Genomic DNA, 19,992 nt, shown 5'->3' with positions numbered 1-19,992 from the left:
GGAAAACCGGCCCGAAGAATCAGGCCCGATAAACCGGAATTGTCCCGCCCTCTTGCGGACCAGGACCCTCACGACATGCTGACCTTCGACGATTGCCTCGCGCTCACCGACCTTCCCGCCGACAGGCTGCCGCTGGTGGACGGCATGGGGACCGTCTCCGCCTTCCTGCTGATGTCCGACAGCGCCGCCGCGGATGCCGGCTGCTCCCAGGATGCCGGTGAGGAGACGCAGCCATGAAACACAACCACATCGCCGGCCGCTGGGTGGCCGGCGGCGACGGCATCGACAACGTCAATCCGTCCGACACCACCGACATCGTCGGCAGCTATGCCGTCGCCGACGGCGGCATGGTGGCGGAGGCGGCCCAGGCCGCAAGGGCCGCCTTTCCGGCCTGGGCGCGCAGCACCCCCCAGCAGCGCGCCGATATCCTCGATGCCGTCGGCAGCGAACTGCTCGCGCGCAAGGAGGAGCTTGGAACCCTGCTGTCGCGGGAAGAAGGGAAGATCCTGGCGGACGGCATCGCCGAAGTGGTCCGCACCGCCCAGGTCTTCAAATTCTTTGCCGGCGAGGCCCTGCGCATCCCCGGCGAGAAGGTCGCGTCCACGCGGCCGGGGGTCGAGGTCGACATCCTGCGCGAGCCGGTGGGCGTGATCGGCATCATCACGCCGTGGAACTTCCCGATGGCCATTCCGGCCTGGAAGATCGCCCCGGCGCTCGCCTACGGCAACTGCGTGGTTTTTAAGCCCGCCGAACTCGTTCCCGGATCGGCCTGGGCGCTGGCCGAGATCGTCGCGCGCGCAGGCGTGCCAGCCGGCGTGTTCAATCTCGTCATGGGCCCGGGGTCGCTGATCGGCGACGCCCTGGTCGACGGGGTGGATGCCGTGACCTTCACCGGCTCGGTCGCCACCGGACGCCGGGTGGCGCAGCGGGCCGTCGGCCGGATGATCCGATGCCAGCTCGAGATGGGTGGCAAGAACCCGATGGTCGTGCTGGATGACGCCGACCTCGACATCGCCGTCGATGCCGCGGTGAACGGGTCCTTCTTCCAGACCGGCCAGCGCTGCACCGCCTCGTCCCGCCTTGTCGTCACCGAAGGCATCCATGACCGGTTCGTCGCCGCGGTGACGGAACGGCTGGAGCGGCTCGCGGTCGGTCATGCGCTGAAGCCGGGAACCGAGATCGGACCGGTGGTGGACAGCCGGCAGCTGGAGCAGGACCTGTCCTACATCGCCATTGCCGAGCAGGAGGGGGCGCGGCGGCAGTGCGGCGGGCAGCGGTTGACCAGGGAAACGCCCGGCTTCTATCTTTCGCCGTGCCTGTTCACCGAAACCACCAACGCCATGCGCATCAACCGCGAGGAGGTGTTCGGGCCGGTCGCCGGCGTCATCCGCGTCCGGGATTACGACGAGGCGCTCAGCGTGGCGAACGACACCCCCTTCGGCCTGTCGTCGGGCATCTGCACCGGTTCGCTGAAACATGCGACCCATTTCCGCGCCAACTCCGCGGCTGGGCTGGTCATGGTCAATCTGCCGACCGCCGGCCTGGACTTCCATGTCCCGTTCGGCGGCCGCAAGGGCTCCAGCCATGGCCCGCGCGAACAGGGCCGTTATGCGGTGGAGTTCTACACCTCCGTCAAGACCGCCTATGTGCGGGCCGGGTGAGGAAACGGCAGGCTCAGGGCCCCGGCATAAACGTCAGGGTCGCCACTCCAAGGGATTTTTTCCTTTACATTGACAATATGCCTGAGCGACGGCAGTGTCGTCGGCACCAGCGGGCCAGCAACGCCCGCAAAGTCCCCGACCCCTCCCTGCCCGCCCCAGGAGTTCGTGTGCCATGAGCCTTGCCGCCATGGGCGACGCCGCGTGCATTGCCGTCGCCGCCATCGCCGTGCCCGACAGCCATGCCCGCCGCCGCATCGACGACGACGGGCTGGATTCGCTCGCCCGATCCATCGAGGAGGTCGGGCTGTTGCAGCCCATCATGGTCCGTCCGCTGGGGAATGGGCGTTACGAGCTGCTGGCCGGTGCGAGGCGGCTGCGCGCGATGCAGGCGCTGGGCCGGGCCGGCGTGCCGGCGGTGCCGGTGACCAACGAAGGCGCTGCGGTGCTGTCGCTGGTGGAGAACATGCAGCGCCAGGGGCTGGACGCGCTGGAGCTGGCTGAAGCGCTCCAGCGGCTGGTGGAGCGGGGCTGGGGACGCGAAGCGCTGGCCCGGCTGGTCGGGCGCAGCACGAGCTGGATCGGCGACATGCTGGGCCTGAACCGGCTGCCGGACTGGATCAAGGCGGAATACCCGCAGGCGCGGCGGGTGGTGTCGCGCTCGCTGCTGGTGGAGATCGCGCGGGTGCGCGACGCGTCGGCGCAGGCGGAGCTGTGGCGGCAGGCGGCGGGCGGAGCGCTCACCGTGCGCCAAGCCCGGCAGCTGCGGCGCGAGGCGCTGCCGGCAGTGCCGCGCGCCTTGTCGGCGGTGCGGCGCTGCGTCCGCCAGCTGGACCGGATCGACACGGCGCCGGCTCTGGCGGAGAAGGACCGCTCGGCGCTGCTGGCCCTGCGCGACAGGATCGACATGCTGCTCGCAGGCGGGAGTGAGGATGGGGCCGAGAGCGGGGCAGAGAGTGGCGCCGAGAACGGAAAGGCCTGACCGCCGCTGCGGACAGGCCTTCCGGTCCGGCCGGGACGCCGTTCAGCGCACGGCCTCGCCCAGGCTCAGCATCAGGCGGTTGGCCCAGGCGAAGATCGCGACCGCCAGGACGAGATCCAGGATCTCGCCGTCCTCCACCCCGGCCCGGCGAAGCGTTGCGACATCCTCCTCCGCCAGGGCGGCCGGCGTGACGGTCAGGCGGGCGGCGGCCTGGGCGATGGCCTGCCGGCGCGGATCGTCCTGGCCGGAAATCCCCTGCGCGAACAGCAGATCGACCGCGTCCCTGCCCCCGGTCAGCTCGACGAAGCGGCGGGCGTGGACGGAGGCGCAATAGACACAGCCGTTCAGCACCGATTCCACGGCGGTCGCGAACTCGCGCTCGGCCCGGGCCAAGCCGCGCGGGGCGTACATGATGCCGTTGAACAGCGGCGTGCGGTGCAGAAGCGATTCCGGCTCATGCGCCAGCACCAGCGAATAGGCGCCGATGGCGATGTTGGACGGCGTCACCGCCAGGGCGAGCTGCTGCTCCTCCGTCGCATCCTCCAGCACCACGGGGGGCAGCCAGGGCTTCCAGTCCAGCACGTCGGTGGTGAAGCCGATGTCCGCATCGACCGGCACCGGTGCCCCGGCGGGCAGCGGGCCGGACGGCGGTTCCGCCGCATCCCCTGCCGCATCCCCCGCCGCACCCCCAGCCAGCGCCCGCAGACCGGCCAGCAGGCGGACCTGAAAGTTCACCAGCGCGATCAGCTGCGACAGCGCGACGATGCCGTGCGCGTCCAGCCCCGCCGCCTCCAGCGCGCCCAGATGCTCCGGCCGGGAGTCGCGCGGGGACCGGGTGACCCGCTCCGCATGGGTGACCAGGGCCGGGTGGGCGTCGGCGCCGGCGGCGAGCCCTCGGTAATGGGCGGCGAGCGCGTCGTTGCCGGCCAGCGCCGCAATGCGTTCCGCCACCGCGGCGCGCTCGGCGGCCGGAAACAGGCCGGGCCGCCGCGGCGCCAGCAGGGCATCGTGCGCCGCCTGGGTGCGGGTGCGGATCTCCGCCCGTCGGGCGCGCAGGGCCAGCAGCGGGGAGGCGTCGGACAGGCCGGCCAGCCGGTCGATCAGGTCGGGGGCGACCGGGGCGATTTCGCCACCGGTGGCGCTGCTGGTGGCGGTCATTGGAAATCCTCCGCTTCGGTCCATTCGTCGCCCAGCAGTTCCGGCGTCTCGAATTCGATCAGCCGCTGCCAGTGCTCATCGTAATCCTCGGTGAACAGCGCCGCGGTGATGCTGTCGGCCAGACGCTCCGCCCCGGCGCTGATGCCGGGGATGTCGCCGGTCACCTTGCCGTGGCTCAGCACCGCGGCGTAGTTGAAGGCATGGATGCGGTTCAGCCAGGGCGCCTCGCCGGGGGTGCGCTCGAGGAACTCGAAATCGGCGCCGAGATAGGGATGCTGGGCGAATTCGCCGGCCTCATGGCCGGGAAGGACATAGCGGTCGCGCCACAGCAGCGTATGGCGGGCGATTTCCGCCAGCTCCGGCCGCTGTTCCCAATCCAGCGCAAAGCCGGTGGCGAGGATGACGTGGTCGACCGTCACCGTGCCGCGTCCGGTGCGCAGGACCAGACGGCCGCCCTCGGCCTCCGCCGCCTCGACGGCGCAGCCGGTCAGCAGCGAGAAGTTGGGATGGCGCGAGCAGCGCAGCATGGAATTGTGCGGCGCCGGCACGCCGGTGTCGGCGATGTACTGGTTGTAGGCCCAGCGCCGCTCGTCCGACAGGGTGTGGAAGCCCAGCACGATGCCGGGATGGCCGGCGCCCAGGCTCTTGTTGATGCGCGGCAGCTCCGCCCGGCGGATCAGCATGTAGACCTTGGCGGCGCCCCGCTCCAGCGCCTCCGCCGCATTGTCCACCGCGCCGGCGCCGGCACCGAGCACCGCCACCGTCCTGCCCTTCAGGCCATCGAAGTCGATGGGCTCATGGGCATGGCTCCAGAACCGCTTGTCCACCGCCTTCCAGAAGGCCGGGACGAAGGGGCCGCCCAGACCGTCGCGCCCGTTCGCCAGGATCACCCGGCGCGCCCGCACCCGCTGCCGCCCCTCCGGACCGTCGAGGTCGAGGGTCACGCCGTCGGCGTCGCCGGAGATCGCCGTCAAGGCGGTGTCGTTCCGCACCGGCGCGCCGGTGACGCGGCGGTACCAGGTCAGGTAGTCCAGCCATTGCAGACGCGGGATGCGGAACAGCGCATCCCAGGCGGTGCGGCCAAACTGCGCCTCATACCAGGCGCGGAAGGTCAGGTTGGCGAAGCCCAGCGCCGGACCGGTCAGCGTCTTGGGCGACCGCAGGGTCTCCATGCGGGCATAGGTCCCCCATGGCCCCTCGCGGCCGGCAGGCGCCCGGTCGAACAGCCGGACGTTGGAGATGCCGACCTTGCGCAGGGCGAAGGCGGCGGTCAGCCCGGCCATGCCGGCGCCGACGATGGCGACGTCGAGCACACCGTCCCGTGCCGGCACCCAGTCGGCCGGCGGCAGGGTGAGCAGGTCGAGATCGCGGGCGAGCCGCGCCTCCAGCTCCTCCAGCGAACGGGGGCCGGGGTCTGCAACGGTGGAAGGCACGGCGGGGTTGTCCTTGGTCATCGGAAGAGGGTCCTGTCGGAAATGCTGCGTCAGGCGGGCTGCGTCAGGCTGCCTGGGCACCGCCCAGATAGGCGTCGCGAATCTGCGGGTCGCGGGCGAGGTCGGCGGCCGGGCCGGACAGCACGATGCGTCCGGTCTGCAGCACATAGCCGCGATGGGCGATCTGCAGCGCGAGGCTGGCGTTCTGTTCCACCATGAAGATGCTCACGCCCTGCCGGTTGATGGTCTGGATCATCTCCAGCACGCGGTCGACATGCAAGGGCGACAGGCCCATCGTCGGCTCGTCCATCACGATCAGCCGCGGACGGCCCATCAGGGCGCGGGCCATCGCCACCATCTGCTGCTCCCCGCCCGACAGGGTGCCGGCCTGCTGGGCATGGCGTTCGCGCAGCCTGGGGAACAGGTCGAGGACGCCGTCGTAATCCTCCGCCACCGTGTGCGCGTCGCTGCGGGTGTAGGCGCCCATCAGCACATTCTCGCGCACCGTCATGGTGCCGAACAGGCGGCGGGATTCGGGCACCGAGCCGATGCCGCGCCGGACGATCTGCGGCGTGGTCAGGCCGGTCAGCGGCTGCCCGTCGAACACCACCTGCCCGGAGCGCGGCTTCAGCAGCCCCAGGATGATCTTCATCGTGGTGGATTTGCCGCTGGCGTTGCCGCCCAGCAGGCAGACGATCTGCCCGCGCGGCACCTCCAGCGACAGGTCGAAATGGACCTGCACCGGCCCGTAGAAGCTGTTCACGCGGTCGAGCCGCAGCAAGGCGTCGGTCATTCCGCCGGTCCCCCTCAATGCGCGATCCGGACCGGGACGGTGGCGTCCCTGCCCCGGCCCGCATCCTGGCCCGCATCCTGATTCGCGGCACCCACCGCCTTGTGGCCGAGATAGGCCTCGATCACCGCCGGATCGTTGGCGACGGCGGCAGGCAACCCCTCGGCGATGCGGGCGCCATGGTCCATCACCACCACCCGGTCGGACAACTGCATCACCAGATCCAGCTTGTGCTCGATCAGCAAGATGGTCAGTCCGCGCGCCTTCAGGCCGCGGATGATCTCCAGCATCTCCGCCGTCTCGGTCGGGTTCATGCCGGCGGTCGGCTCGTCCAGCAACAGCAGGCGGGGATGCAGGGCCAGCGCGCGGGCGATCTCCACCCGGCGGCGGTTGGCGTAGGACAGGCTGTGCGCCGGCTTGTCGAGGCGCGGTGTCAGCCGCTCGCCGAACATCCGGACGATCTCCGTCGCCTCGGCGCGCAGCCGTTCTTCCTCCGCCCGGACCGACGGCGGGCGGATCAGCGCCAGCGCCAGTTCCACCAGCGGTCCCACCACCGGAACCCGCGGCTTCACCGCGCGCAGCCGGGTGTGGGCGCCGACCAGCACATTGTCGAGCACGCTGAGATTGCCGAACACCCGGCCGTGCTGGAAGCTGCGGGCCAGCCCGAGCGCGGCCAGCCGCTCGGCGGAGAGGCCGGTGACGTCGCGGCCCTCGAAGGTGACGGACCCGGCATCCGGCACGTCGAGCCCGGAGATCAGGTTGAACAGGGTGGTCTTGCCGGCGCCGTTCGGGCCGATGACGCTGACCAGTTCGCCCTGCCCCACCGTCAGCGACAGGCCGTTGACCGCGGTCAGCCCACCGAAACGGCGGGTCAGGCCGGCGATCGCGAGCAGGGGTTTCTTCGGTTCGTTCGCCATGGCGTCCTCACACCGTTCCCAGAAGGCCCTGCGGGCGGAAGCGGATCAGCAGCAGCAGGACGACGCCGTAGATCAGCATGCGGTATTCGGCCGCGGCGCGGAACAGCTCCGGCAGCCCGACCAGCACCGCGGCTCCCAGCACGGCCCCGGCGACATTGCCGAGCCCGCCGAGGATGACCATGGTCAGCGCCAGCATCGACACCGGCGCCGGGAAGGTCTCGTGGTTGATGTAGGAGTAGAAATGCGCCATCAGCGCGCCGCCCACCCCGGCGATGAATCCCGCCACCGCGAAGGCCAGCCCCTTGTAGCGGTTGAGATCGACGCCGTAGGAGCGCGCCGCCACGTCGTCCTCGCGGATCGCCCGCAGCGTGCGGCCGAGATGGGAGTTCAGCAGGCGGGATTGCAGGGCGGCGAAGGCCAGCAGGACCGCCAGCGGCACCCAATAGACCCATTGTCCGCTGACCAGCGGCTTGCCGGCCACCGACAGCGGCGGGATGCCGGTGACGCCGATCGGGCCGCGGGTCAGGCTTTCCCAGTTGAGGATGACCAGCGTCACGATCTCCCCCACCGCCAGCGTGGCGATGGAGACGTAATGGCCGCGCAGCCGGAAGGAGGGATAGACCAGCGCGGTGCCCAGCGCCGCCGCCACCAGCCCGGCCAGCGGCACCGCCAGCAGCACCGGCACCCCGGCATCGAGCGCCAGCAGCGAGGAGGCATAGGCGCCGATGGCGAGCAGCCCGGCATGGCCGAGCGACACCTGCCCGACCGTGCCGGCGACCAGCGTCAGGCTGAGCGCCAGCAGGGCGTAGAGCCAGGCATTGCCCAGCGTCTGCAACAGATAGGGCTGCTGCACGACCAGCGGCAGGGCGAGTGCGGCGGCGGCCAGCGCCCACACCGCCCATTTCGGCAGGACCAGCGGCCGGCTGGGGGCGATGAAGGTGCCGGTCAGCGGCTCCGGCGGCAGGCGGCGGGCCCGGGCGAACAGGCCGTTGGGCCGCAGCACCAGGATCAGGATCAGCGCCACGAAGGCGAACAGGTTGCGGTAGCTGGTGCCGAACAGGGCGATGCCGTAGCTCTCGATCAAGCCCAGCAGCAGGCTGCCGGCGATGGCGCCCGGCACGTTGCCGACGCCGCCGATCAGCTGGGCGACGATGCCCTTCAGCCCGGCCTGAAAGCCCATGTTGGGGTCGATGGTGTTGTAATACATGCCGACCAGCAGGCCGCTGACCCCGCCCAACGCCGAGGCGATGGCGAACACCGTGCGGTTCACCTTGTCGACATCGACGCCGCACTGCTGCGCCGCGTCGCGGTCGAGCGCCGTCGCCCGCACCGCCCAGCCCAGCTTGGTGAAGCGCAGGAAGCCGTAGAGCAGGGCGGCGCTGCCGATGCCGACCCCGGCGATCAGCAGGTCGAGCGCGCCGATGCTGCCGCCGCCGATGGCGATGCGCCATGTCGGCAGCTGGGTCGGCAGGGCGCGCGGGTCGGGGCTGAACAGCAGCTGCGCCGACTGGTCGAGCACCACCGACAGGCCGATGGTGGCGAGCAGCGGGGCGATGCGCGGGGCGTTGCGCAGCGGACGCAGGCCCACCCGCTCGATGACCGCCCCCAGCAGCCCGCAGCCGGCGGCCACCGCAACGAAGGTCACCGGCAGCGGCAGGGCCAGCTTGGTCACGCACAGCCAGCCGATATAGGCACCGACCATGTAGACCGAGCCATGGGCGAAGTTGATCAGGTGCGAGACGCCGAAGATCAGCGCCAGACCGACCGCCAGCAGCGCATAGATGTTGCCGATGACCAGCCCGTTGATGGTGTAGTCGAGCCACGGGCCGAGAGTGGTGGGAAACACGATGGTCGGTCCTTCCGGCGTCAGTTCGCAGCCTTGACGGCCGGCTGCTCCCACAGGGCGAAGCCGCCGTTCTGCACGACGAGGCGCGTGCTCAGCGGCTTGTCGACGCGGCGGGTCTGCGGATCGAAGCGGACGGTGCCGTAGACGACGCTCGGCGCATCCTTGACGGTTGCGAGCCCGTCGCGGACGGCGGTGCGGTCGGTGCCGCTCTGCTGGATCACCGTCGCCAGCAGCAGAAGCGCGTCGTAGGCGCGGCTGGAATAGGCATCCGGCTCGACACCGTATTTGCCGGTGTAGGCCTTGACGAAGGTCTGGACCTCCGGCCGCGGGTCGCCGGGGAAGAAGGGGGTGGTGGTGTGGACGCCTTCGACCGCCGACCCGCCAAGCTCCAGGAATTTCGGCGAATAGACCGACCCGGATGCTACCACCGGCTGGGTCAGCCCGGCCTCGCGCAGCTGGCGGGTGATCTGGGCGCCGTCGGCATAATAGGAGACCAGCACGATGCCGTCCGGCTTGGTGTCGCGCACCCGGACCAGGGCGGAGCGGAAATCCTTCTCATCGGCCAGATAGCCTTCGGCACCGACCACCTCGGCGCCGCGCTCCTTGGCCGCCTTGGCGAACAGGTCCTTGCTGGTGCGGCCCCAGTCGTTGTTGATGAACAGCAGGGCGACGCGCTTCAGACCCAGCGCCGTCACCGCGTAATCGGCCAGGACCGGCATCTCCTCCGCCTGGTTGAGCGCGTTGCTCCAGACGAAATCGCCACCCTTGGTGAAATCCGGGTGCGAATTGGTGAAGCCGAACTGCACCAGCCCGCCAGTCTGGTAGATCGGCGAGGCCGCCATCGACGCCGCACTGGTGAAGTCGCCCAGCTCGGCGACGATCCGGCTGTCGGCGACGAATTTGCGGGCGATGGCGACGGTCTGCTTGGGATCGCTCTGACTGTCCTCGAACTGGACGCGCAGCGGACGGCCCTGGATGCCGCCGCCGGCATTCACCTGCTCCAGCGCCAGATCGAAGCCGCGCTGCCACTGCGCGCCATACTGCGCATACTGGCCGGTCAACGGCCCGCTGACGCCGAGCACAACCGGCTCCTTCGCCGGATCGGCGGGCTGCGAGAAGGCCGGCTGGACGACGCCGAGTGCCGCCAGCAGCGACAGGGTGCCGGCGGCGAGCGCGGTGGACCGGAGGATCAGATCGAGCATCGGAATCGCTTTCAAACTGCAAAATTCGGATCAGTTGGTGGCGGCGGGGATGCTGCCGTCCCACAGGGCGAAGGCGCCGTCCTTGACCACCAGCTTGACGTTGCGCACGCCGGACACGCGGCGCGTCTCGGGATCGAAAGTCGCTTTGCCGAAGATGACGCTGGGGATGTCCTTCACGCGGGGGAAGGCGTCGCGGATCGCGGTACGGTCGGTGCCGCCGGCCTCGATCACCCGCTGCGCCACCAGCACCGCGTCATAGGCGTAAGCGGAAAAAGCGTCCGGCTCCTCCTGGTACTTCGCACGGTAGGCGGCGACGAAGCCCTGCACCTCCGGACGAGGTTCCGCTGGAAAGAAGTTGGCGCGGGTGTGGACGCCGTTGACCGCCTCTCCGCCCAACTCCAGGAATTTCGGGGAATAGACCGAGCCGACGGCGACCACCGGCTGGTTGAGACCGACCGGCTTCAGCTGCCGGGCGATGGCCGCCCCGTCGGCATAGTAGGAGATCAGGACGATGCCGTCGGGATTGGCCTCCCGCACCCGCACCAGGGTGGAGCGGAAGTCCTTCTCGTCGGGCAGATAGCCTTCGGTGGCGACGACCTCCGCCCCGCGCTCCTTGGCGGCCTTGACGAAGATGTCCTTGCTGGTGCGGCCCCAGTCGGTGTTGAGGTGCAGCACCGCCAGCCGCTTGAGCTTCAGCGAGGTGACGGCGAAGTCGGCGACGTTCGGCTGCTCCTCCGCCTGGCTGATGGAATTGCTCCAGACGAAATCGCCGCCCTTGGTGAAGTCGGGGTGCGAGTTGGTGAAGCCGAACTGCACCAGCCCGGCCCGCTGGTAGATCGGCGAAGCCGCCATCGACGCCGGGCTGGAGAAGTCGCCAAGCTCGATCAGGATCTTCGGATCGGAGACGAATTTCTGGGCGATGGCGATGGACTGGCGCGGATCGTTCTGGCTGTCCTCGAACACGTAGCGCAACGGACGGCCCTTCACCCCGCCGGCGGCGTTGATCTGGTCGAGCGCCAGGTCGAAGCCCTTCTTCCACTGCGCGCCATACTGCGCGCTGGGACCGGTCAGCGGCCCGCTGACCCCGAACCACAGCGGCTCGCCCGCCGCCGCCGCCGCAGTTGCCGGCCCGGCGGACACCGCGATGCAGGCGAGCGCCATGGTCCCGGCCAGGGTGTGGAACAGCACGGAACGTCGGGAAAGCGCGGGCTGGGGCATGGCATCGTCTCCAAAAGGCTTTCGGAACGAATTCAAAAAAGGGCCGCCGCCCGAAATCGGGGCGTGGACCCGCTGACGGGCGGCGGCTTCAGGCACGGGAGGACGGGACACCAGCGGGGTGCTGCGCCGGAAGGACAATGGTCGCAGCGCCCGCCGGCACCCGGACGGTCGCGATCAGAAATCGTAACCGCCGCCGGCCCCGGCCGGTGCAGCCGGGGACTTCGGTTCCGGGCGCTCGACGATCAGCGCCTCGGTGGTGATCAGCAGGCCGGCGACCGACGCCGCGTCCTGCAAGGCGATGCGCACGACCTTTGCCGGATCGATGATGCCGGCCTTCAGCAGGTCGGTAAACTCGCCGGTCTGCGCGTCGTAGCCGAAGGCGGTGTCGCCCCCCTCCAGCAGCTTGCCGACGATGACGGAGCCATCGGCCCCGGCATTCTCGGCGATCTGACGCACCGGCGCCTGGAGCGCCCGCCGCACGATGTCGATGCCGACGCGCTCGTCGTCGTTGACCGGCACCACCGCATCGATGGCGCGGATGGCGTAGAGCAGGGTGACGCCGCCGCCGGGCACGATGCCCTCGGCGATGGCGGCGCGGGTGGCATGGACGGCGTCGTCCACACGGTCCTTGCGCTCCTTCACCTCGACCTCGGTCGAGCCGCCGACGCGGATCACGGCGACGCCGCCCGACAGCTTGGCCAGCCGCTCCTGCAGCTTCTCGCGGTCGTAGTCCGAGGTGGTTTCCTCGATCTGGGCGCGGATCTGGGCGATGCGGGCGTCGATGGCCTCGCGGCCGCCGGCGCCGTCGATCACCGTGGTTTCCTCCTTGGCGATCACCACCCGCTTGGCGGTGCCGAGATCGGCCAGCGAAACGGTCTCAAGCTTGAGGCCGATGTCCTCGCTGATCACCTGGCCATTGGTGAGGATGGCGATGTCCTCCAGGATCGCCTTGCGGCGGTCGCCGAAGCCCGGCGCCTTCACCGCGGCAATCTTCAGACCGCCGCGCAGCTTGTTGACCACCAGCGTCGCCAGCGCCTCGCCCTCGACATCCTCGGCGATGATCAGCAGCGGACGGGACGACTGCACCACCGCCTCCAGCACCGGCAGCAGCGGCTGCAGGCTGGACAGCTTCTTGTCGTGGATCAGGATGTACGGGTTGTCGAAATCGACCACCAGCTTCTCGGCGTTGGTGACGAAGTAGGGCGAGAGATAGCCGCGGTCGAACTGAAGCCCTTCGACGACGTTCAACTCGGTCTCCAGGCTCTTGGCCTCCTCCACCGTGATGACGCCGTCGTTGCCGACCTTGGACACCGCCTCGGCGATGATGGCGCCGATGGCGCGCTCGCCGTTGGCGGAGATGGTGCCGACCTGCGCCACCTCGTCGTTGGTGGAGATGGTCTTGGCCCGCTCCTTCACGTCGGCGATCACCGCGGCCACGGCGCGGTCGATGCCGCGCTTGAGGTCCAGCGGGTTCAGCCCGGCGGCGACCGCCTTGGCGCCCTCGCGGACGATGGCCTGGGCCAGCACGGTGGCGGTGGTGGTGCCGTCGCCGGCCAGATCGGCGGTCTTGGAGGCCACCTCGCGCACCAGTTGGGCGCCGAGATTCTCGAACCGGTCGGCCAGTTCGATCTCCTTGGCGACCGTCACGCCGTCCTTGGTGATGCGGGGGGCGCCGAAGGATTTCTCGATCACGACGTTGCGGCCCTTCGGGCCCAGCGTGACCTTCACGGCATTGGCGAGGGTATCGACGCCGCGCAGGATGCGGTCGCGGGCATCGGCGGAGAATTTGACGTCCTTGGCGGCCATGGCGATGTCCTTTTTATCGAAGTCTTTTTTGGGTGGGTTCCAGCGGAAACGGGCGGTTCTGCCTCAGGCGGGGCGTCAGGCGGGCTCGACCACGCCGACGATGTCGGATTCCTTGATGACCAGCAGATCCTCGCCCTGCACCTTGATCTCGGTGCCGGACCATTTGCCGAAGACCACACGGTCGCCGATTTTCACGTCGAGCGGGTGGATGCGGCCCTGGTCGTCGCGCACGCCGGGACCAACGGCGATCACCTCGGCCTCCTGCGGCTTCTCCTTGGCGGTGTCGGGGATGATGATCCCGCCCTTCGACTTTTCCTCCTGCGCCACACGGCGGACGACGACGCGGTCGTGCAACGGACGGAACGGCATGCCTGGTGTCTCCTGGTTTGGGCCCCGTTCGGGCCTCGCTGGGGGTCATGTGCGGCGCCCCACATTCACCGTAGGGACAGAGCTTAATCACTGTTTATTCCTACTGTAAAGATAGTGATTTATGTTTTTGTTATACGTTTTTCTTTTGTTATTATTGATCCCGCCAGGGCCTTCGGCATCCGACTCATTTGAAAAACTCAACGAAATCATGAGCATTCCAAAATTGACGGGATGCCGCCGCGGTATTGTAAGAAACAACACACAGATGCATCGAAGCGGCGGAGTTTCACAGAAATGCCGAACACCCGGATATCGACCGCTCCGCCGACCGCTGGGTTGCCGGCCGTGCCCATCGCGGAGTTGCCGGCCATCGCCGCCGACGTGCTGGTGATCGGCGGCGGCCTGTCTGGAACCTGGGCTGCGCTGGCAGCGGCACAGGCCGGGGCCAGGGTGGTGCTGGCCGACAAGGGCTATTGCGGCGCCAGCGGCGTCGCCGCCACCTCGGGTCCCGGCCACTGGTGGGTGCCTCCCGATCCAGAGGCGCGGGCCGAGGCGATCCGCCAGCGCATGGCGATTGCCGGCGGCATCGCCGACCCGGCCTGGATGGAGCGGATTCTCGACATCACCTGGACCACCCTGCCGACCATCGCCGATGTCTACGACTTCTCCACCGACGAAACCGGAACGGTGCAGTATCGCGGCCTGCGCGGGCCGGAATATCTGCGGGCGATGCGCCGAAAGATCCACAGGCTCGGCGTTCGCATCCTCGACCAGAGTCCGGCGCTGGAGCTGCTGGCCGAGTCCGGCGGCGGCATCGTCGGCGCACGCGGCCTGCGCCGGCAGCGGGGCGAAGCCTGGACCGTGCGGGCCGGGGCGGTGATCCTGGCGACCGGCGGCTGCGCCTTCAAGTCGCGGCTTCTCGGCAGCCACACCAACACCGGCGACGGCCATTTGATGGCGGCGGAGGCCGGTGTGGATTTCTCCGGCATGGAGTTCTCCACCTACCACACGGTGGCGCCGGCCCATTCGACCATGACCCGGTCGATGTCCTTCGCCTTTGCCACCTATTACGACGCGGAGGGGCGGGAGATCGCCGTGCCGCCCGGCGACACCACCCGGACGCTGGCCCGCGCCATGCTGGAGGGGCCGGTGCTGTGCAACCTGCACCGCATGCCGGCGGACATCCGCGAGCGGCTGCGCCGGGTGCAGCCCAACATGATGCTGCCCTTCGACCGCAGTGGTGGCGGCATCGATCCCTTCACCCGGCGCTTTCCCGTCCTGCTGCGGCCGGAGGGCACCATCCGCGGATCCGGCGGCATCCGGCTGGCGGATGACGACTGCGGCACCGCCGCCGACGGGCTGTTCGTCGTCGGCGATGCCGCGACGCGCGAGCCGGTGGCGGGGGCGGTGTCGGGCGGCGGCGCCATCCTGGCCGCCTGGGCGCTGTCGTCGGGGGTGATCGCCGGACGCGCCGCCGCGGCGCGGGCGGCCCGCCAGGGCCGGCGCGCCGACACCCCCGCCCGTCCGCTGGGACAGGCCGGACTGCGCCCGGCGCGCCATGCCGCTTCGGTCGATCCGCGCGCCGTCACCGCCGCCGTCCAGGCCGAGATGCTGCCCTACGACAAGACCATCTTCCGCCGCGGCCCGGCGCTGGCCCGCTCGCTGTCGCGGCTGGACGGGGTGTGGAGCGACCTGCGCGACCATCTGGACGGCGAAGGGGCGGCCACGGCGGGGGAAACGGTGCAGGCGCGCGAGAGCGCCGCCCTGACCGCCGTCGCCCGCTGGTGCACCCGCGCCGCGCTCGTCCGGCCGGAAAGCCGCGGAATGCATCTGCGCGTCGATGCCCCGGCCAGCCACCCGGCTCTGGCCCGGCGCCTGACCGTCGGCGGGCTGGACCGGCTGTGGTCCCGCTTCGAGGGCCCGGCCCCCCAGCCGCTCGACAATCCCGCCACACCCCAGGCAGGTGCCGCATGATCAGCCTCGTCATCGCCGAACGCTGCACCGGATGCCAGGTCTGCGTCCGCGTCTGCCCGACCAACGTCTTCGACGCCGTCCGCGGCGGGCCGCCGGTGATCGCCCGGCAACAGGACTGCCAGACCTGCTTCCTGTGCGAACTCTACTGCCAGCCCGACGCGCTCTATGTCGATCCCGACTGCGAGACGCCGGCCGCGGTGAGCGCCGAAGAGGTCGAGCGCTCCGGCCAGCGCGGCAGCTACCGCCGCGACTCCGGCTGGGACGAATGGGCCGGCGACCCGCGCTATGCCAACGAACATTGGCGGATGGACCAGATCTTCGCCCGCGCCCGCGCCCTGTCCTGATTCCGCCGCTGCCTTCCCCGAACTGGATTTTCAAAGATGACCGAGCACCGTCCGCCCACCCTGTCGCGCCGCCGCCTGCTGAGCGGAGCCGGCAAAGCCGCCGCCGCCGGACTGCTGGCTCCCGCCCTGGCAGCCCCGCTGCTGTCCCGCCCGGCCTTCGCCACCACTGCCACCAACGCCGCCGGCACCAGCCTCAAGGTCGGCGACCAGCGGTCCACCATCCGCTCGCTGCTGGAGGCGTCCGGCCAGTTGAAGGACATCCCCTACACGCTTGAGTTCGCCGATTTCCCAGCCGCGGCGCCGGTGCTGGAGGCGCTGAATGCCGGCGCCATCGATGCCGGATTTGCCGGCGACGCCGCCCATGCCTTCGCCCTGTCCAACGGGCTGCCGGCCAAGATCATCTCCGCCGCCCGCTCCGATCCCGGCTGCATTGGCCTTCTGGTGCGCAAGGACTCGCCCATCCGAACGGTTGCCGACTTGAAGGGGCGGACGATCACTGCGGTGCGCGGCTCAATCGGCCATTATCTGGTGGTCGCCGCGCTGAAGGCGAACGGCCTGTCGGTGAGTGACGTCACGCTCGCCTTCCTGCAACCGACCGAAGCGAAATCGGCCTTTTCCAGCGGCACCGTGGATGCCTGGGCGATATGGACGCTCTATGTCGCACAGGAGGTGGTGGCCGGCACCGGCAGGGTTCTGGTCGATGGCCGCGGCCTGCTGAACAACAACGCCTTCATCAGCGCAACCGATGTCGCCATCGCGCAGAAGCGCGCGCTGTTGCAGGACTATGTCGCCCGCGTCGCCGCCGCCCGCATCTGGGCGCTCGGCAATGTCGCGGAGTATGCCCGCATCTGGGGCGATCTGGTGAAGGTGACGCCGGAGATCGCCGTCGCCGCCTTCAAGCTGGAACGTTTCCGCCCGGTGGCGGTGGATGACGGCATCGTCGCCGACCTGCAGACCACTGCCGACTTCTACACCGGCATCGGCGTGATCCAGAAGCCCTTCACCGCGGCGGCCCATGCCGACCGCAGCTTCGCCCTCGACCCCGGCCTGCTGGCGCAATCGGCCCGCGCCGGCTGACCCCCGCGGCCGCCCTTCCCTTTCATCCCTCTTTCAAACCGATTGAGACCACGATGCATCTGGCTCTGTTCTGCACCGAGGCCGGGATGCACGCCGGCGGCTGGCGTCACCCCGACGCCGGCGCCGTGCGCCCGTTCGACCTCGGCTTCTACCGCGAGTTGGCGCTGAAGGCCGAAGCCGCCAAGCTCGACATGCTGTTCGTCGCCGACAAGCTCGGCCTCGACGACCTCTATGGCGGCGGGGTGGCGGCCACCGTCGCCCGCCGGCCCAACGCGCGGCCCGAACCGCTGACGCTGATCGCGGCGCTGGCCGGCGCCACCGACCGGATCGGCCTGGGCGCCACGGTGTCGACCAGCTATGCCGAGCCCTATCACGTCGCCCGCATGGTCGCGACCATCGACCATCTCAGCGGCGGGCGGGCGGCCTGGAACGCCGTCACCTCGGTCAGCGACAGCGAGGCCCGCAATTTCGGACGCGCCGCCCATCTCGACCATGCCAGCCGCTATGAGCGCGCCGACGAGTTCATCGACGTGGTGCGCAAGCTGTGGGACAGCTGGGAGGAGGACGCGATCCGGCCGGACAAGGAGTCCGGCCGCTTCGCCGACGACCGCCGCGTCCATTACATCGACCATGAGGGCCGCCATTTCCGCGTCCGCGGTCCGCTGAACGTCGAGCGGCCCCCGCAGGGCCATCCCGTCGTCATCCAGGCCGGCGTGTCCGGCACCTTCCAGGACATCGCCACCCGGCAGGCCGATCTGGTCTTCACCGTGCAGCCCGATTTGGACGGCGCCAAGCGGGCCTACGCCGCCTTCAAGGCCCAGGTCGCCGCCAACGGGCGGTCGCCCGGCAGCGTCAAGGTGCTGCCCGGTATCATGCCGATCGTCGGGCGCAGCGATGCCGAGGCCGAAGACATCCGCGCCGAGCTGCGCGACCTGATCGACCCGGTGGCCGGCCTGACCTTCATGTCCGGCAGCATGAATTACGACCTGTCGCGCCATCCGCTGGACGGCCCCTTCCCCGACCTGCGCGACGTCATCACCGGCAGCCGCGGGCGCTTCCAGCGGGTGATCGCCGACGCGCTGGAGCGCGGCGCCACCGTCGCCGAGGTCGGCGCCGCCTATGTCGAGAGCCTGTCCTTCGCCGTCGCCGCCGGATCGCCGAAGACGGTTGCCGACACGCTGGAACGATGGGTCACGGAACAGGCGGCCGACGGCTTCGTCCTGATGCCGACCTATCTGCCGGGCGGCGTCGATGGCTTCCTGACGCAGGTGGTGCCCGAATTGCAGCGGCGCGGCCTGTTCCGGCGCGAGTACAGCGGGGCCACGCTGCGCGACCATCTCGGGCTGGACCGGCCGGCGTCACGTTATGCGTGACGCTGCCGCGGAGTGAGGTATAAATATACTATCTGATTTTGTGATTATTATTTTATTTGTTGACTGATTTAGTAGATTAAACCAAGCTAAGTGGAGGTCGGGGTTATTGCTCCGCATGTCCGGCGCGCCGCCATCCCTTTTGCCCGCCCATGCCATCGGCCGCCGCGCCCGGCGCCACACCGCCCCCCATCCATCGACAAGCCGTTCTGCCCAGCCGTGGAGACCCCGCATGAGCAGCCTCGACAGCAGTTTCGGCGTCCGCCGCACCGCCACGCCGCAAGCACCGGCCGCCGCGAAGCGGGTGCGCCGCCCGATCTCCGACGGACAGCACCGCATCGGAACGAGAGCCCATGTCGCCCTGTCCTGGATCGCGCCGCTTCTGCTGCTCGCGGTGTGGGAGGGGCTGGCCCGCAACGGCTGGATCGAGCCGCAGGTGCTGCCAGCGCCCAGCAAGGTGGTGGCGACCGCGTGGAAGCTGGCGCTGCACGGCACGTTGCTGCGCGACCTCGGTACCAGCCTGCTGCGGGCGGCGGCCGGCTTCGCCATCGGCGGCGGCATCGGCTTCGTGCTCGGCACGCTGGTCGGTTTCTCGCGGCTGGCCGAGGCGCTGGTCGACCGCAGCGTGCAGATGATCCGCGCCATCCCCTTCCTGGCGCTGCTGCCGCTGGTGATCGTCTGGTTCGGCGTCGGCGAAGGGCAGAAGATCTTCCTGGTCTCGCTCGGCGTCGCCTTCCCGGTCTACATCAACACCACGCTCGGCATCCGGCAGGTCGATCCCAAGCTGCTGGAACTGGGCCGGGTGCGCGGCCTGTCCACCGCAATGCTGATCCGCCGGATCGTCCTGCCGGGCGCCCTGCCCTCCATCCTCACCGGCGTCCGCTATGCGCTGGCGACGGCATGGCTGGCGCTGGTGGTGGCGGAGACCATCGGTGCGCAGGCCGGGCTGGGCTTCCTCGCCATGGACGCGCGCGAGTTCCTGCGCACCGACGTGATCGTGCTGACCATAGTCATCTACGCCCTGATCGGCGTGCTGGCCGACAGCCTGGCCCGGCTGCTGGAGCGCCGCCTTCTCGCCTGGCATCCGAATTACGGAGCCGCCCGATGAGCACCCTTCACGTTGCCGGCACCGAACCCGCCGTCACCGTCACCGGCCTGCGCCGCGCCTATGGCCGCCGCGTGGTGATCGACGCGCTTGACCTGCGCATTGCCCGCGGCGAATTCGTCGCCCTGCTGGGCGAGAGCGGCTGCGGCAAGACCACGCTGCTGCGGGCGCTGGCCGGTCTCGACCCGATCCAGGGTGGCCGCATCGATGCCCCCGGCAAGCCGGCGGTGGTGTTCCAGGAGCCCCGTCTGCTGCCCTGGGACAGCCTGTGGCGCAACGTCTCGCTCGGCCTGCCGGAGCGGGGCGCGCGGGAGGCTGCCGCCGCGGCGCTGGCCGAGGTCGGCTTGGGCAACCGGCTGGACGACTGGCCGCGCACCCTGTCCGGCGGTCAGGCCCAGCGCGTGGCGCTGGCAAGGGCGCTGGTGCAGGAACCGGAGCTTCTGCTGCTCGACGAGCCCTTCGCGGCGCTCGACGCGCTGACCCGCATCCGCATGCACGGGCTGGTCAAGGAACTGGTGGCCCGCCACCGGCCGGGCGTCCTGCTGGTGACCCATGACGTGGAGGAGGCGATCCGGCTGGCCGACCGCATCCTGGTGATGCGGGACGGCGCCATCGCCGCCGAACATCTGCCGGAGACCGCCGCCGATCCCCAGCGCTTCCGCGCGCTGCTGCTGGCGGAGCTGGGCGTGCAGGGAAGCGCCGCCGCCTGACCGATCCCCGTCTTGCCATATCCGCCCAACCTA

Annotated in this window: 18 protein-coding genes; 9 read left to right on the top strand and 9 right to left on the bottom strand. The window is 69.9% G+C overall.

Annotation, left to right across the window (positions count from 1 at the left end):
- Positions 1–75: 75 nt before the first annotated feature.
- From TSH64_RS35565 to TSH64_RS03395, 3 genes are all read left to right on the top strand, one after another.
- Positions 76–237, top strand: coding sequence for a hypothetical protein (locus TSH64_RS35565; RefSeq protein ID WP_158285334.1), 162 nt, complete (start codon positions 76–78; stop codon positions 235–237).
- The gene (locus tag TSH64_RS03400; protein ID WP_109095560.1) at positions 234–1,661 is read left to right on the top strand and encodes an aldehyde dehydrogenase family protein; all 1,428 of its coding nucleotides are present in this window, start codon (positions 234–236) and stop codon (positions 1,659–1,661) included. The genes TSH64_RS35565 and TSH64_RS03400 overlap by 4 nt, the downstream gene beginning before the upstream one ends.
- A gap of 172 nt (positions 1,662–1,833) precedes the next feature.
- Positions 1,834–2,640 carry a ParB/RepB/Spo0J family partition protein gene (locus tag TSH64_RS03395; protein ID WP_109095559.1) on the top strand — a complete coding sequence of 269 codons (807 nt, stop codon included), beginning with the start codon at positions 1,834–1,836 and terminating at the stop codon, positions 2,638–2,640.
- Between the two features lie 42 nt (positions 2,641–2,682).
- Here the strand turns inward: TSH64_RS03395 and TSH64_RS03390 are convergent, their stop codons facing one another.
- The 9 genes from TSH64_RS03390 to TSH64_RS03350 all read right to left on the bottom strand — a co-directional run bounded on the left by TSH64_RS03390 (position 2,683) and on the right by TSH64_RS03350 (position 13,379).
- Positions 2,683–3,798: a peroxidase-related enzyme gene (locus tag TSH64_RS03390; protein WP_109095558.1), complete on the bottom strand. Its 1,116-nt coding sequence runs from the start codon at positions 3,796–3,798 to the stop codon at positions 2,683–2,685.
- Positions 3,795–5,252, bottom strand: a complete 1,458-nt coding sequence (locus tag TSH64_RS03385; RefSeq protein WP_109095557.1) for an NAD(P)/FAD-dependent oxidoreductase — start codon at positions 5,250–5,252, stop codon at positions 3,795–3,797. The genes TSH64_RS03390 and TSH64_RS03385 overlap by 4 nt, the downstream gene beginning before the upstream one ends.
- Positions 5,253–5,295: 43 nt before the next feature.
- Positions 5,296–6,024 (bottom strand): ABC transporter ATP-binding protein, encoded by a 729-nt coding sequence (locus TSH64_RS03380; RefSeq protein WP_109095556.1) that lies wholly within the window; start codon positions 6,022–6,024, stop codon positions 5,296–5,298.
- Positions 6,025–6,038: 14 nt separating this feature from the next.
- Positions 6,039–6,938, bottom strand: a complete 900-nt coding sequence (locus tag TSH64_RS03375) for an ABC transporter ATP-binding protein (RefSeq protein ID WP_109095555.1) — start codon at positions 6,936–6,938, stop codon at positions 6,039–6,041.
- Positions 6,939–6,945: 7 nt separating this feature from the next.
- Complete coding sequence (locus TSH64_RS03370) at positions 6,946–8,784, bottom strand: ABC transporter permease (RefSeq protein ID WP_109095554.1); 1,839 nt, start codon at positions 8,782–8,784, stop codon at positions 6,946–6,948.
- Positions 8,785–8,804: 20 nt separating this feature from the next.
- The gene (locus tag TSH64_RS03365) at positions 8,805–9,986 is read right to left on the bottom strand and encodes an ABC transporter substrate-binding protein (protein WP_109095553.1); all 1,182 of its coding nucleotides are present in this window, start codon (positions 9,984–9,986) and stop codon (positions 8,805–8,807) included.
- A gap of 30 nt (positions 9,987–10,016) precedes the next feature.
- Complete coding sequence (locus tag TSH64_RS03360; RefSeq protein WP_109095552.1) at positions 10,017–11,204, bottom strand: ABC transporter substrate-binding protein; 1,188 nt, start codon at positions 11,202–11,204, stop codon at positions 10,017–10,019.
- Between the two features lie 174 nt (positions 11,205–11,378).
- Complete coding sequence (gene groL, locus TSH64_RS03355) at positions 11,379–13,010, bottom strand: chaperonin GroEL (RefSeq protein ID WP_109095551.1); 1,632 nt, start codon at positions 13,008–13,010, stop codon at positions 11,379–11,381.
- Between the two features lie 75 nt (positions 13,011–13,085).
- Positions 13,086–13,379, bottom strand: a complete 294-nt coding sequence (locus TSH64_RS03350) for a co-chaperone GroES (RefSeq protein WP_085557408.1) — start codon at positions 13,377–13,379, stop codon at positions 13,086–13,088.
- 294 nt (positions 13,380–13,673) lie between these two features.
- On the opposite strand from TSH64_RS03350, the gene TSH64_RS03345 reads away from it, so the two are divergent.
- From TSH64_RS03345 to TSH64_RS03320, 6 genes are all read left to right on the top strand, one after another.
- Positions 13,674–15,353 (top strand): FAD-binding protein, encoded by a 1,680-nt coding sequence (locus TSH64_RS03345; RefSeq protein WP_199237425.1) that lies wholly within the window; start codon positions 13,674–13,676, stop codon positions 15,351–15,353.
- Positions 15,350–15,697, top strand: a complete 348-nt coding sequence (locus TSH64_RS03340; RefSeq protein ID WP_109095549.1) for a ferredoxin family protein — start codon at positions 15,350–15,352, stop codon at positions 15,695–15,697. Before TSH64_RS03345 ends, TSH64_RS03340 begins: the two co-directional genes overlap by 4 nt.
- Positions 15,698–15,733: 36 nt before the next feature.
- The gene (locus TSH64_RS03335; protein WP_109095548.1) at positions 15,734–16,774 is read left to right on the top strand and encodes an ABC transporter substrate-binding protein; all 1,041 of its coding nucleotides are present in this window, start codon (positions 15,734–15,736) and stop codon (positions 16,772–16,774) included.
- 53 nt (positions 16,775–16,827) lie between these two features.
- Positions 16,828–18,147 (top strand): LLM class flavin-dependent oxidoreductase, encoded by a 1,320-nt coding sequence (locus TSH64_RS03330; protein WP_109095547.1) that lies wholly within the window; start codon positions 16,828–16,830, stop codon positions 18,145–18,147.
- Positions 18,148–18,376: 229 nt separating this feature from the next.
- A complete protein-coding gene (locus TSH64_RS03325) occupies positions 18,377–19,252 on the top strand; it encodes an ABC transporter permease subunit (protein ID WP_199237424.1) in 876 nt (291 codons plus the stop codon).
- Positions 19,249–19,959, top strand: coding sequence for an ABC transporter ATP-binding protein (locus TSH64_RS03320; RefSeq protein ID WP_109095546.1), 711 nt, complete (start codon positions 19,249–19,251; stop codon positions 19,957–19,959). Before TSH64_RS03325 ends, TSH64_RS03320 begins: the two co-directional genes overlap by 4 nt.
- Positions 19,960–19,992 lie beyond the last annotated feature (33 nt).

Source organism: Azospirillum sp. TSH64, from assembly GCF_003116035.1.
In the GTDB taxonomy this organism is placed as follows: domain Bacteria; phylum Pseudomonadota; class Alphaproteobacteria; order Azospirillales; family Azospirillaceae; genus Azospirillum.
This window is presented reverse-complemented; position numbering and strand designations above follow the sequence as displayed.

Bases quoted from the DNA above. Each gene is read 5' to 3' on its own strand.
- TSH64_RS03360 (WP_109095552.1), bottom strand. From the start codon at position 11,204: ATGCCCCAGCCCGCGCTTTCCCGACGTTCCGTGCTGTTCCACACCCTG.
- TSH64_RS03390 (WP_109095558.1), bottom strand. From the start codon at position 3,798: ATGACCGCCACCAGCAGCGCCACCGGTGGCGAAATCGCCCCGGTCGCC.
- TSH64_RS03320 (WP_109095546.1), top strand. From the start codon at position 19,249: ATGAGCACCCTTCACGTTGCCGGCACCGAACCCGCCGTCACCGTCACC.
- TSH64_RS03385 (WP_109095557.1), bottom strand. From the start codon at position 5,252: ATGACCAAGGACAACCCCGCCGTGCCTTCCACCGTTGCAGACCCCGGC.
- TSH64_RS03340 (WP_109095549.1), top strand. From the start codon at position 15,350: ATGATCAGCCTCGTCATCGCCGAACGCTGCACCGGATGCCAGGTCTGC.
- TSH64_RS03375 (WP_109095555.1), bottom strand. From the start codon at position 6,938: ATGGCGAACGAACCGAAGAAACCCCTGCTCGCGATCGCCGGCCTGACC.
- groL (WP_109095551.1), bottom strand. From the start codon at position 13,010: ATGGCCGCCAAGGACGTCAAATTCTCCGCCGATGCCCGCGACCGCATC.
- TSH64_RS03365 (WP_109095553.1), bottom strand. From the start codon at position 9,986: ATGCTCGATCTGATCCTCCGGTCCACCGCGCTCGCCGCCGGCACCCTG.
- TSH64_RS03400 (WP_109095560.1), top strand. From the start codon at position 234: ATGAAACACAACCACATCGCCGGCCGCTGGGTGGCCGGCGGCGACGGC.
- TSH64_RS03325 (WP_199237424.1), top strand. From the start codon at position 18,377: ATGAGCAGCCTCGACAGCAGTTTCGGCGTCCGCCGCACCGCCACGCCG.
- TSH64_RS03350 (WP_085557408.1), bottom strand. From the start codon at position 13,379: ATGCCGTTCCGTCCGTTGCACGACCGCGTCGTCGTCCGCCGTGTGGCG.
- TSH64_RS03380 (WP_109095556.1), bottom strand. From the start codon at position 6,024: ATGACCGACGCCTTGCTGCGGCTCGACCGCGTGAACAGCTTCTACGGG.
- TSH64_RS03330 (WP_109095547.1), top strand. From the start codon at position 16,828: ATGCATCTGGCTCTGTTCTGCACCGAGGCCGGGATGCACGCCGGCGGC.
- TSH64_RS03395 (WP_109095559.1), top strand. From the start codon at position 1,834: ATGAGCCTTGCCGCCATGGGCGACGCCGCGTGCATTGCCGTCGCCGCC.
- TSH64_RS35565 (WP_158285334.1), top strand. From the start codon at position 76: ATGCTGACCTTCGACGATTGCCTCGCGCTCACCGACCTTCCCGCCGAC.
- TSH64_RS03335 (WP_109095548.1), top strand. From the start codon at position 15,734: ATGACCGAGCACCGTCCGCCCACCCTGTCGCGCCGCCGCCTGCTGAGC.
- TSH64_RS03345 (WP_199237425.1), top strand. From the start codon at position 13,674: ATGCCGAACACCCGGATATCGACCGCTCCGCCGACCGCTGGGTTGCCG.